The sequence below is a fragment of the Streptomyces sp. QH1-20 genome (assembly GCF_041283565.1).
Lineage (GTDB): Bacteria > Actinomycetota > Actinomycetes > Streptomycetales > Streptomycetaceae > Streptomyces > Streptomyces syringius.
Genome location: NZ_CP166299.1, coordinates 6,349,314 through 6,361,376, shown reverse-complemented (window position 1 = coordinate 6,361,376; position 12,063 = coordinate 6,349,314). Strand labels below are relative to the sequence as shown.

Sequence of the window (12,063 nt, the reverse complement as noted above, 5' to 3'; positions counted from 1 at the left end):
CGCCCTAGCAGATGAACGCCGAACGTACCGCCCGCCCGAATTCTTCTATCGCGCGGTAGGTGGGGTGCTTGGGTCCGCCGCGGGTGAAGCGGCGCAGGACCTGCTCGGCCTCGGCGGTGCCCAGGCGCAGGGCTGTGGTGTACTTCACGATCTGGTCGTACTGCTGGCGGATCAGGTCCCAGCGATCGTCTTGGTCGACAGCACCGGCGCCAGGTGCGGCCACCTCTCGTCCTCCCCGGCCGCCGGCCGGTACAGCCGCGCAGAGCTGACGCTCTTCAGCCACCGAACGAGGAATGGGCTCGGTTGGGGCCTCAAGCAGCTCCGGCACATCGTGCGGCGGGGCAGGACCAGTTCGGTGCGGTTCTGGCGGGCGATGATGCTGCTGGCCTCGGTCGGCGGCAGCACCGTCCCGGTCGTTGCTCGGCTGGTCCAGGCGGACGAGGACACCGTGCGGGACGTGATCCACAAGTTGAACCGCCACCCGCGTGACCGGCCATTCACCGTGCGCGTGGTAGTCCACGCACACGTGCTGCGGGGCTTCAACCGTCACCAGTGGCATGCCGTCCCGGGCCCGCCGACCGTCTGGTACAAGCGGTGTGGACCAGGGCGTCCAGGTGGGCGAGCCGGGACTCCTCGGTCAGGTCGTTGTGCTCCAAGATCGACCGCAGGATCTCGTGTCCAGGCCTGTGGCCCGCGGGCAGCGCAGGCCGTCGACGTCGAGGCGCTCGTCGACCGAGTCCACGATGATGCGCGGCCACCCGGTCACGGCCCGCACACCGGCGAGCGCGGGCGGGACCGCGATGTTCAGGTTCGCGACCCGGGACAGGCCGGTGAAGGGCGGTCGAGCACGCCCAGGCGGGCGGCGCCCTGGGTCACGAGGCCCGACAGCCGTTCCAGCACGGCCTGTTCATCGTCGGACAAGAAAAGGACCGGGGTGGGCAAGGGGCCCCTCCCCGCGCACTTCAGGTACTGATGTACGGATGTGCGCCCGATTGTGTGAGATCGACTAATACAACTGGGTGATGCGGCTCATGGGGTGGTGTGCTGAACTCACGCTTCTTCTCGCCTCACAATTCGGCGCGTGAGGCCAGGCGCTAAGGGAGATCTCAGATGAGTCCGTGGAGAGCCTGGAAGAACATCGTTGCCGCAGCAGCGGCATCCTTGACGCTGGCACTGCCGAGCGTCCCAGCCACAGCAGAACCCCTCAGCGCCAAGCCCAGCATTGCTGCCTCGGGTTACCTGAATCTGCACCAGTGCGCGTACTGGAACGCAAATCTCGGCGACTACCTCACCAACATGGTGCCCACCCCTGGCGAGCCTGCGTTCAACTCCGGAACCAAGGTCTCCAGCAGCGCAGACACCCAGGTAGCCTGCGGCACAGGCGGCTACGGCTGGACACTCAACACCGGCTTTTCACGCGTCTACTCGATCAACCTGGGGTGACGAAGGGGTAGAGGCACCAGCCGGCGCGGGCCGCGCTCTCGTCTGCGCGGCCCGCGCCGAGGACACATACACGTCACCTAGTGCTGTGGCCGGGAAGGTTTGCCAGGTTGGCTGGTCAGGCCGCGGTCGGTAACGGTCTGCCGCCCCAGCGAACGCCCTTCTCGCTGCGGACTCGGCACGTTCGCGTCGCTGGGCGGTGAGCACTTCGGGGTGGCAGGTGTTCTGATTGCGCCAGCCCAGATAGGCATGGCCACCGCAGAAATCACCGTGAAGCACCCCAGCGAAGTCGCCACCTACACGTGCGTGTTCGCCGAGATGGCACAGATCGCCGTCTATGGCAAAGATGCCCGCCAGCTCATCACCGAGGCGATCAACGCCTTGGACCGACCACCGGCCGCCAGCTCGCCGCACACGAGCCGCTGATGGTCTCGCACGCCGATACGGCGGTCGCCGCGTACGCGGCCCTGCCGGGCCGACGCAGGGACCTGGTCACCGGCCTGCTGCACTCCTCTGGCGGCTTCGGTGCTCACGCACCTGGGCGGCATCCCTGAGGCAGACCTCCCGCGGATCGCATCCGCCTCGGCGGCACTGACCGGCTTGGTCTAGGACCGGCGGCCGCCGCAGGATCAGGTGGACCGGCAGGGATCTTCCGTCCAACCTGCTGGCCTAGCGCGGTCCGGGCGGGGACCGGCTGACGCATGAGGAGGCGGCCTCACAGCTGGCCGAACTGCTGATCACCAAGCCGAAGTAACACACCTGCACCTGGCGAACGACTGCTACCAGCTGCTGCGCGTCGGTCACTTCGGGTGCCAGGCACGAGAGCCCGAACGGACTGCGGCCCGCTCCGAGGCGCTGCGCCACTCGACCGCGGCCACCGGCGGCCAGCTCAAGGCTACCCGGTCCGAAGCGCGCCTGTCCGGTGTGGACATTCCAAAGGCGAGCCTGGGATCGGTCATCTACTGCCCTCTCTCCTAGGCGGACGCAGGGGCGTCCGCGCGGCCATTGTTGTCATCTCGGCCTCGCGACGCACCCTGCTTTCGAGAAGACCAGGCTTTATAGCGCATGATCCCCCGGTTAGCGAAACCGGGGGATCACCGCACCCCAAGAGCGCCCGCTCGTTCCGCCGATATGTGACGGGCTCGGCATGTGGTGGTGGCCCGCGCTGTCCGAGCTGTGGGGCAGACTCACCTGAGGCACGGCACTGCCACGGGGGCGCGCCGAGACGGGGGGCGGGTCCATGAAGGGCGACGGGGTCATCTTCCGAGGGCCGCTCGGGGACATGGCGCAGGCCAAAGCGGGCGCTGCGGGAATGGATCCGTCGGACCTCTACGCGGCGGCAATCAGCTGGTGGTCTACGGCCATCACCCCGGCAGCCTCTCTCAGTTCATGGCCGGAGGCCCCGATGACGGTCTGGACCTCTCTCGTGCATTCTGACGTGCCCGGAGGCGAACCGGTCGATCATCTCCTGCGTCGACTCATCGACGGGCTTGGTCCGTTGGCAGTTCGCCGCAATGTCACGGACGAAGAACGGTTTAGCGCGGCCGCCCACGCCACCCGCCGAGCGGACAACGCCGGTGCAGGCACACCCGTGTTCCTCCTGACCGGTTCTCCCTTCACATCAGGTCGCGGCGACTCCAGGATCAGCACGCCCCTGGAAGGTCGGATACGCATGGCATGGGACGGGCATCACACGATGCCCACCCGGGGCGCCGGACGCTTCCGGGCAACGAGAAGACCGGGCCCGCCGCACGTCGGAGCCCTGTGGGACCTGTCCATCCGTGATTGGCAGGGCTTTCTGTCCACGGACGCCGCCACGTACTCCCGCGTCCTGCACTTCGCTCGGCGAGCAGCGCCAGTCGCCCTGCGCGTGGATTCGGCGTCGGACGACTGGCGGGACGCGCTCGCGGCAGCCTACGCCTGGGCCTTCAACACCCGGCCCTTTCTGACCTACACCACGCGCGCAGGGTTGCAGTGGGACGCGGTTCGCGCGGCGGAAGCCGAGTGGGACGCCGTTCTGCCCGAGCCGCACGCCGACTTCTTCGTCCGGATCGGCGATCACGTCTCGCGCATCGCTGGCACGCTCGCCGCGACCGAACGCACCGCCATCCACAGTGCTCACATCCAAGCTGCCTGGGCACTGGTCCGCCGCGCCGTACTGGACACCTCACGCCTCGTCACCATGGAACAAGGCGCGGTAGAGCAGCTTGTCCGAGTGCTGGACGACAGGCTGGGCGGCGTACCGGCACCTGAGGGGGACGCTCCGCCGCTTCTCCCGAACGTACCCGCGCCCAGGCATTGGGCGCCGCCGGGAAGAAACGCGCACGGAGGCCGACCACAGGCCGACGGCAGTGCCGTCCGCAAGCTGAAGCAGTGGTACCAAGACCGCTGCCAGATATGCGGCACCGTCCTGGTCCTGCCCCCTCCTCGCCATCGCTCCAGCGAAGCGGCCCATATCCGCGCGAGGGAGGACGGAGGACCTGATGTCGTTGAGAACCTGCTGTGCCTCTGCCCGAACTGCCACACGCGCTTTGACGCAGGAGCATTGGTTCTGACCGACGACCTCATAATCATCGACACGGTGGCCGGCAAACCCGGAAAGAGGATCACACTCCACCGGTGGCACTTCATCGACCCCCAGTACGTCCGCCACCACTGGACCACCAACGACCCGGCATCGCTCGCAAGCGCCCCGTCGATACCAGCGGAGCACTGAGGCAGACTGGCGGCACCCGCTCTCAGCCTGCTCCCCGGGCGGATCACGGGGGCTGCAGACACGAACCTGCAACGCCAGCTCTTCACCCAGGTCGAAAGCGCAGCACGAGAAGGCGGTCACGGGCCCACCCTGGATGGCCGCTTCCCAACCAAGCCAAGTGATCCACACGTTGCTCGTCACCGCCCCGTCGGACAGCCTCTAGGGAACCGAGACGGACTCTGTACAGAGCGTCACTGGCAATGCGTTGTTGCAACCACGACCTGATGCGCCCCATCCGGGGCTGCCGAGGATGGCCATATTCCGCCTGCGGACAGCTGCGGCCCCAAACAGCGACGCGGGCCAGTCAAGATCCGGACCAGCTCCGGACCAGCCCACCCTCTTCCCGCCCAGATTCATGTGTTCCCCCTGGTCAGAGCCGGTGGGCCCGTGTACCACCAGCAGACGAAGAAGCTTTTGGCAGGCTCCTACCCTGCCTCGGCAGCCACTCAGCGTGCTCACGGCCGCGCTCTAGTTGGACTGGTCTCCCCCTCGCCGGTGACCACTGGGCGGGCCATCTCTGGGGAGAATTTGGGGAGTACGAGCAGCTCTGGGGAGCGCGTGGGGAGAATCAACTACCCAACCGGGCACGAGCCTGAAAGAACGGGAAAGAAGGATCAACGCAGGTCAGGCACCCGATCGGCCATATTGCCGCAGGTCAGCGCCCCCAGGTAGGTAACTTCAAGAAGATCTCCTCGTGGGCGGCCATCCTGTTCGCACCGACGCTGGTGGGGACGATCTACGGCATGAACTTCACGCACATGCCGGAGCTGACGTGGGTGTTCGGGTACCCGTTCGCGATCCTGCTGATGGCGGGGGTCTGCGTGAGCCTGTACTTCATCTTCAAGCGGCGGGACTGGCTGTAGCCCGCACGTCGGCTTCGTCGATCAACTTCCCGATACGGGGCAACACGTCCCAGCCCTGATCACCAGGGCTGCCAGGCTCCGTTGTACCACTGCTCGTGGGCGCTGTCGTTGTGGTGATCCATGTTGAAGTCTTCGGGGTAGTTCTTGACGTGGTTGTTCGGGTAGGTCCATATGCCGGCGGACTCGTCACAGACATAGTCCCAGTGGCAGATCGACTTCACCGGCACGTTGCCGAAGGACCTGTCCGCGCCGGCGAGCGGGGCGCCGATGATGCCGCCGAACGGCACGGCTCCACCGTTGGCGCCGGGAGGGGCCTGGCGCTTGGGGTCCGCGATGAGAATGGCGTTGACGTTGTCGAACGTCCGCCAGTTCTGGGTGACCCAGATGTGCACCACGGCAGCACCCAAGGAGTACCCACCCATTTTGACGTGCTGCCCCGGGCACGCGGCCCGCTGGTTGCGGACCAGCCGGTTCAGCTCGTTGACACCGGCCTGGGCGCTCGCGCCGTTGGGGATCTGGCTGGGGTACCCGACGTGCTGCTGGATGTTGCCGTAGAAGCGGTCGTTGTCCCACGAGCTGCCCGTGCCACCGACAACGATCGTGTAGGTGCCCTCGCACGAAGCCACAGCTTGCGCCGAGGTCCCCTGGGTCACCGAAAGCCCGGTCGTCAGCAGAAGCCCAGCCAGCACAGCGGCGATTCTTCTTGCTCGCATCGATCCTCCCCAGTAGTTGGCCCACGCGTCCCCTGTCCCCCGAGACGCGCGGTCGGCCGAGGTCACCGGACCACAGTGGCAGCGGCCGATGAAATCCCCATGAAACCCGCGGTGCCCCCCCGCTCTCAGCCTCATCACTGCTGCTCAGCGCACCTGCCGACTGGCCGGATCCCCCCACGGCGCACCGAATCACCTGCTTGGCCACGTTTCCCTTGCCCGTACCGGGTCACTCGGGTACTTACGCGTCACACCCGGCGCCGCCGTAGAAGTGAGTGGAAGGAAACGGACGCCCCATGGCCGATCCGAAGCAGGAGCAGCGGGACACCTTTCGCGCGGAGGACCCGGCGACGGGTCCCTTGACCACCGATCAAGGCGTCGTCGTCGATCACACCGACGATTCGCTCCGGGCCGGGGAGCGCGGCCCCACGCTCATGGAGGACTTCCACTTCCGGGAGAAGATCACCCGTTTCGACCACGAGCGCATCCCGGAGCGGGTGGTGCACGCCCGTGGCGCGGGGGCGTACGGCTATTTCGAGCCGTACGCGTCGTGCGCGGAGTTCACCCGGGCCGCGTTTCTGCAGGACCCGTCCGTCCGGACGCCCGTGTTCGTGCGGTTCTCCACCGTCCAGGGGCCGCGCGGTTCCGCCGACACCGTGCGCGACGTGCGCGGGTTCGCGACGAAGTTCTATACGTCCGAGGGCAACTACGACCTGGTCGGCAACAACTTTCCCGTCTTCTTCATCCAGGACGGGATCAAGTTCCCCGACTTCGTGCACGCGGTGAAGCCCGAGCCGCACAACGAGATTCCCACCGGTGCCTCGGCACACGACACCCTCTGGGACTTCGTCTCCCTCCAGCCCGAGACGCTGCACACCATCATGTGGCTGATGTCGGACCGGGCGATCCCCCGCAGCTACCGGACGATGCAGGGGTTCGGGGTCCACACCTTCCGGTTCGTCGACGCCGCGGGCAAGGGCACCTTTGTGAAGTTCCACTGGAAGCCCCTGCTCGGGGTGCATTCCCTGGTGTGGGACGAGGCGCAGGAGACGCAGGGGCGGGACCCGGACTTCAACCGGCGGGATCTGTGGGACTGCATCGAGGCCGGCGATTACCCGGAGTACGAGCTGGGCGTACAGCTGGTGCCGGAGGAGGACGAGCACTCCTTCGACTTCGACCTGCTGGACGCCACGAAGATCATTCCGGAGGAGCGGGTACCGGTCCGGCCCATCGGCAGGATGGTCCTCAACCGCAACCCCGACAATTTCTTCGCCGAGACCGAACAGGTCGCCTTCCACACGGCGAATGTCGTGCCGGGCATCGACTTCACCAACGACCCGCTGCTCCAGGCCCGGAACTTCTCCTACCTGGACACCCAGCTCCTGCGCCTCGGCGGTCCGAACTTCTCCCAGATCCCGGTCAACCGGCCCGTCGCCCCGGTGCGCACCAATCAGCGCGACGGTTTCCACCAGAACCAGATCCACCGGGGCACCAGCTACAGCCCCAACTCGCTGGGCGGCGGCTGCCCGGCCCTCGCCGATCCGGACTCCCCCGCGTTCCGGCACCTGACCGAACGCGTCGACGGCCAGAAGATCCGTCGGCGCAGCCCCAGCTTCGACGACCACTACACCCAGCCGGCGATGTTCTGGCACAGCATGTCCGCCTGGGAGCAGAAGCACATCGTCGACGCCTTCCGCTTCGAGTTGGGCAAGGTCGGCGCGCGGGCCGTGCGCGAGCGCACCGTCGAGCAGCTCGCGCGGGTGGACCACGAGCTCGCGGTGGCGGTCGCCCAGGGGGTCGGCGTCGCCGAACCGCCGCGGCAGGAGACCCCGCGGCCCACCCCGTCGCCGGCGCTGAGCCTGGAGAACAACAAGGGCGACGGTTCGATCAGCACCCGGCAGGTCGCGGTGCTGGTCTCCGACGGCGTGGACGCCGGACACGCACGGGCGGTGCGGGACGCGCTGACGGAGCGCGGTGCGATCGTGGAGTTCATCGCGCCGCGCGACGGTGAGGTGCGGGCCGCCGACGGTGACGCCCTCGCGGTGGACCGGGCGCTGCCGACGGTCGCCTCGGTGCTCTACGACGCGGTGGTGCTGCCCGGAAACGGCCTGGGCGCCGGCGACCCCGTCTCCGACGACCTCGCGCGGCGGTTCGTCCGCGGCGCCTACCGGCACGGCAAACCGATCGGCGCGCTCGGCGCGTCCGTGGCGGAGCTGGCCGCGCTGCTGCCCGACAGCGTCCGCACGGCCGGTGCCGACGGCGCCCCGGCCGTCGATCAGGGGGTGGTCACCGCCGATGCCGTGAGCGACGACTTCCTGCGGGCCGTCGCCGAGTCCATCGGTGCGCACCGGCACTGGGAACGGACACCGCTGAGCGGCTGACGCGCCACGCCTCCCGCCAAGCCCTCGTCGTCATGAGGGCGAGTGACGCCTCCTCGCCAACTCCTCCATTCCTTCGGTGAAGCCGACCGGCGGTACGAATCCGAGGTCCCGCCGGGCGGCCGTGATGTCGAACCAGTGCGGATGGACGAGTTCGGCCACCAGGAAACGGCTCGGCTGCCGTGTGCCGCCTCTGCCTGTCAGACGGGCGGCCGCGTCGCGGGCCGCCGCCGCGGCGTAGGCCGGGCGGGCGGGCAGGGAGTGCCATGCGGCGCGGATCCCGAGGGCCGTGAGGAGGCGGGTGGCGAAGACACGCAGCGGGCGGGGGTCGCCCTGGGTGATGAAGTAGGCGCGGCCGTCGACGGGGTGCCGTCGGTGGAGGCGGTCCAGGGCGAGGAGGTGGGCGTGGGCAGCGGTGCGCAGGTGGGTGGTGTCGATGAGGTTGGCGCCGTCTCCGGGCACGAGGAGACGGCCGGCGCGGACGGCGCGGGCCAGGGCGGGGGCGAAGTGGGGGTCGTCCGGGCCCCAGATGATGTGCGGGCGCAGGGAGCAGGTGGCCAGAGCGGGGCCGTTGGCGGCGAGGACGAGTTGTTCGGCGCGGGCTTTGGACCGGGGGTAGGCCGCCAGGTGCCGGTCGGGGTAGGGGACGGTTTCGTCGGCGTTCTCCAGGCCGCCGGGGTGGAAGGCGACGCTGGCGGTCGAGGTGTGGACGAGGGTGCGTACGGCGTGGGCGCGGCACTGCGCGAGGACGTTGCGGGTGCCGTGGACGTTGGTCGTCCAGTAGGGGCGCAGCGGGCCGCTGACGCCCGCGAGGGCGGCGCAATGGATGACGGCGTCGCAGTCGGCGACGGCCCGGGACACGGCGGCCGGGTCGGCGAGGTCGCCCTGGTGCTGACGGACGCCGAGCCCGGCCAGGGCAGCACTCGGGTGGCGGCTGAAGGAGTGGGTCTCCGTGCCGCGTGCGACGAGCATGCGGCAGATCTCGGCGCCGAGGAAGCCGCTGCCACCGGTGACCAGGACCCGCGACGGCCCTGCCTGTGTACTCATGCCGAGGTCATCTCCGCATCCGAGGGCGTCGTGGCGAGGAATTCGCGGATCGCCGGGACGAGTTCGGCGCGGGCGTCCTCCAGCACGTAGTGGCCCGCCTCCGGGTAGCGCAGCACCCGGGCGTGCGGGAAGCGGCGTTGCCACGCGTCGGCGAGCGGCGGTCGCAGGACGGGGTCGCGCATGCCCCAGCCGACCAGGATCGGTACCTGTTCCAGGGCGGGCAGCATCCGCTCCACGACGGCCAGCAATGACCAGCCGGGATCGGCGCGGGTGACGGGGACGTCCTGGATGAAGCGGGCCAGGGCCGCACGGCCGCGGCGGTGGCGGTAGGGCGCGGTGAAGGCACGACGGACCTCGGCGGGCATCGGGCCGGTCACCCCCAGCCGGGCGGCCCCGTAGGCCCAGGCCGGGGTGTGGTGCGCCGCCAGGGCGCTGACGGCACGCAGCCGCAGCACACGGAACCACCACGGCGGAAGGCCCTGCTCGGGGAAGCGGAACACGGCGGTGTTCAGCACGACGACCCGGTCCACCTTCTCCGCGTTCAGACAGGCCCAGGCCAACGCGATGGGTCCGCCCCAGTCGTGGGCCACCACCGTCCACCCGCGATCCGGTGCCCGGTGCTCGTCCACCAGGTGGCGGACCAGGTCGTCGAGTGCGGCGATCTGATACCCGGCGAGCAGGCGGGGCAGGGGGGTGGACGGGCGCCCGGACAGGCCCATGCCGAGCAGGTCGGGGGCGACGCACCGGTAGGCGTCGCGCAGGCCCGTCACCAGATGGCGCCAGACATAGCTCCAGGCCGGGTTGCCGTGCACCATCAGCACCGGCGGCCCGCTGCCCTCGTCCAGATAGTGCTGACGGGCTTCGGCGTGCTCGAACCACCGTGATGTGAAGGGGTATTCGGGCCAGTGGGGGCGGTCCGTCGCTGTGCGCACAGGTGGGCCTTTCGCGATACGGCTTCTCGACGTCCGGACGTTCGGAGGCTGCCGCTGCGGCGCGCCCTCGCGGCGCGGGCTCCTTCTTCGCCGGGGACACCCCGAATCACTCATGTAGGTGATGCCGACGCGGCGGCGCCGTCCGCATGCTGGTAGGGCCGGTCGGCGCGCAACCTGCCCGTCACCGTGCCGGCTTCGCTGCGGGCCGCTCAGGGCCGTGACCGCTTCGCACCGGAGGTGTCCGCCGTGGCCCCGCTGGCCCGTACCGTCCTGCGAGCCCTGCTGGACGCGCCCGAGGGCGTGTGCCTGCGTTACCCGGAGGGCCGTCGGAGTTTCGCGGCGCTCACCAACGGCGACGCCGCCGCGCTGAGCCTGTCGACCGCGGCGGCCCTGGCCCGCGCCGGGATCCGTCCCGGGCACCGCGTGGCCGTGCTGACCCGTGACCCGGTGGAGCTGGGCATCTGTGTGCTGACGTTGACCGGCATGGGCGCCGTCCCGGTCCTCGTCGACGGTTCCCTGCCGCTGCCCACGATGGGGCGGTGTCTGGCGGCCGCGGCGCCGGACGCCCTGCTGGCCGAGCCGCTGGCCCACCTCGCCGGCCTCGTGCTGCGCTGGGGCGGGGGCACCGTCCGCCGCCGGGTGGTGGCCGGGCCGCCGCTCTGGCCGGGCCGGAGCCTGGGACGGCTGCGGCGCGCCGTGTCTTCCTGGCAGGACATGCCCGACTCCCGCGACGACGCCCCCGCGATGGTCCTGTTCACCTCGGGCGCGACGGGGCCGCCCAAGGGGGTCGTCTACCGGCACGGCGCCTTCCGGGAGCAGTTGCGGATGCTGCCGCGGACGCTGGACCTGGCCGGGGAGACGGTGGTGGCCGCGTTCGTGCCGGCCGCGGTGATCGGGCCGCTGATCGGTGCCACCACGGTGGTCCCCCGCCTCGATCTGACCCGGCCCAGCCGGGTCCGCCCGCGCGCCCTGGTGCACGCCGTGAACGACACCGGGGCCGGTGTGCTCATGGGGTCGCCCGCGATCCTGGACCGGCTGGCCCGCCACTGCGTCCGTACCCTCACACCCCTGCCGACCCTCCGCCACGTCGTGACCTTCGGCGCCTCCTTGCCCTACGCGGTCCTCGACCGCCTGCGGGTGTGCCTGTCCGCCGCCGCGACCGTGCACAGCGTCTACGGCGCCACCGAGGCCCTGCCGGTCAGCAGCATCGACCACCGGGAACTGCTCGCGCTGCGCTCCGCCACCGTCCGGGGGCAGGGGGTGTGCCTGGGGCGTCCCGTGCCGGGCGTCACCGTTCGCGTCCTGCCCCTGGACGCCGCGCCCTTCGAGCGGCTCACCGGTGAGCCACCCCCCGGCACCGTCGGAGAACTGGCCGTCGCCGGCCCGAACGTCAGCTCCGCCTACCTGGACCCGGCGGCCACCTTGGCGGCGAAGCTGTACGGGGCGGACGGCAGCGTCGTGCACCGCATGGGTGACGTCGGCCGGCTGGACGAGGAGGGGCGCATCTGGTTCTACGGGCGCCTCGCCCACCGGGTGCGCACCAGGGCGGGTGATGTGTTCACCGAGCAGGTCGAGCCCGCCCTCGACGCGGTGCCCGGTGTGCGGCGCACCGCGCTGGTCGGCGTCGGGCCGGCCACCGCGCGACGCCCGGTGGTCGTCGTGGAGACGGAGCCGGGGACCCCGCGCTCGGCCCGCGCGAGGGTGCACCGTGGAATCCAGGAGGCCCTGGAAGGTCTGGAGCGACCGGTGACCGGTGCGGTGCCCGTGCTGTTCCATCGCTCGCTGCCGATGGACCACCGCCACGGCGCGAAGATCGACCGGGGGCAGTTGGCCTCCTGGGCCGCCCGGCGGCTCACCACGTCGGCCCGCGGCTGAGCGCGCCGGGCCCGCCGTCCGCCGCGGCGCGGCGTCGGCCGGCGCGGCAGCGCACGGCTGCCG

The 12,063-nt window shown here is 70.1% G+C and carries 9 protein-coding genes and 3 pseudogenes; 7 read left to right on the top strand and 5 right to left on the bottom strand.

Going from position 1 to position 12,063, the window contains the following annotated elements:
• Positions 1-4 precede the first annotated feature (4 nt).
• Positions 5-223, bottom strand: coding sequence for a Tn3 family transposase (locus AB8O64_RS28580; protein ID WP_370422190.1), 219 nt, complete (start codon positions 221-223; stop codon positions 5-7).
• Between the two features lie 150 nt (positions 224-373).
• Here AB8O64_RS28580 and AB8O64_RS28575 point away from each other — a divergent pair.
• Together AB8O64_RS28575 and AB8O64_RS28570 are read left to right on the top strand one after the other, a co-directional pair.
• Positions 374-475 (top strand): annotated as a pseudogene (locus tag AB8O64_RS28575) (IS630 family transposase); the annotation flags it as partial.
• Between the two features lie 635 nt (positions 476-1,110).
• Positions 1,111-1,443, top strand: coding sequence for a hypothetical protein (locus AB8O64_RS28570; protein WP_370422188.1), 333 nt, complete (start codon positions 1,111-1,113; stop codon positions 1,441-1,443).
• A gap of 115 nt (positions 1,444-1,558) precedes the next feature.
• On the opposite strand, the pseudogene AB8O64_RS28565 reads toward AB8O64_RS28570, so the two are convergent.
• A pseudogene (locus AB8O64_RS28565) lies at positions 1,559-1,692 on the bottom strand (IS630 family transposase); the annotation flags it as partial.
• Here AB8O64_RS28565 and AB8O64_RS28560 point away from each other — a divergent pair.
• The 3 genes and pseudogenes from AB8O64_RS28560 to AB8O64_RS28550 form a co-directional block, all read left to right on the top strand.
• Positions 1,690-1,866: a hypothetical protein gene (locus tag AB8O64_RS28560; protein WP_370424074.1), complete on the top strand. Its 177-nt coding sequence runs from the start codon at positions 1,690-1,692 to the stop codon at positions 1,864-1,866. The pseudogene AB8O64_RS28565 and the gene AB8O64_RS28560 sit on opposite strands and share 3 nt — an antisense overlap.
• A gap of 814 nt (positions 1,867-2,680) precedes the next feature.
• A complete protein-coding gene (locus tag AB8O64_RS28555) occupies positions 2,681-4,156 on the top strand; it encodes an HNH endonuclease (RefSeq protein WP_370422187.1) in 1,476 nt (491 codons plus the stop codon).
• Between the two features lie 719 nt (positions 4,157-4,875).
• Positions 4,876-5,058 (top strand): annotated as a pseudogene (locus AB8O64_RS28550) (CorA family divalent cation transporter); the annotation flags it as partial.
• A gap of 59 nt (positions 5,059-5,117) precedes the next feature.
• On the opposite strand, the gene AB8O64_RS28545 reads toward AB8O64_RS28550, so the two are convergent.
• Positions 5,118-5,771 (bottom strand): cutinase family protein, encoded by a 654-nt coding sequence (locus tag AB8O64_RS28545; protein ID WP_370422185.1) that lies wholly within the window; start codon positions 5,769-5,771, stop codon positions 5,118-5,120.
• A gap of 293 nt (positions 5,772-6,064) precedes the next feature.
• On the opposite strand from AB8O64_RS28545, the gene AB8O64_RS28540 reads away from it, so the two are divergent.
• On the top strand, positions 6,065-8,149 hold the full coding sequence (locus AB8O64_RS28540) for a catalase (protein WP_370422183.1): 2,085 nt from the start codon (positions 6,065-6,067) through the stop codon (positions 8,147-8,149).
• Positions 8,150-8,179: 30 nt separating this feature from the next.
• Here AB8O64_RS28540 and AB8O64_RS28535 read toward each other — a convergent pair whose 3' ends face one another.
• Both AB8O64_RS28535 and AB8O64_RS28530 read right to left on the bottom strand, forming a co-directional pair.
• Positions 8,180-9,193 (bottom strand): NAD-dependent epimerase/dehydratase family protein, encoded by a 1,014-nt coding sequence (locus AB8O64_RS28535; RefSeq protein WP_370422182.1) that lies wholly within the window; start codon positions 9,191-9,193, stop codon positions 8,180-8,182.
• On the bottom strand, positions 9,190-10,125 hold the full coding sequence (locus tag AB8O64_RS28530) for an alpha/beta fold hydrolase (protein WP_370422180.1): 936 nt from the start codon (positions 10,123-10,125) through the stop codon (positions 9,190-9,192). Before AB8O64_RS28530 ends, AB8O64_RS28535 begins: the two co-directional genes overlap by 4 nt.
• 186 nt (positions 10,126-10,311) lie before the next feature.
• On the opposite strand from AB8O64_RS28530, the gene AB8O64_RS28525 reads away from it, so the two are divergent.
• On the top strand, positions 10,312-12,000 hold the full coding sequence (locus AB8O64_RS28525) for an AMP-binding protein (RefSeq protein ID WP_370422178.1): 1,689 nt from the start codon (positions 10,312-10,314) through the stop codon (positions 11,998-12,000).
• The last annotated feature ends 63 nt before the right edge of the window (positions 12,001-12,063 follow it).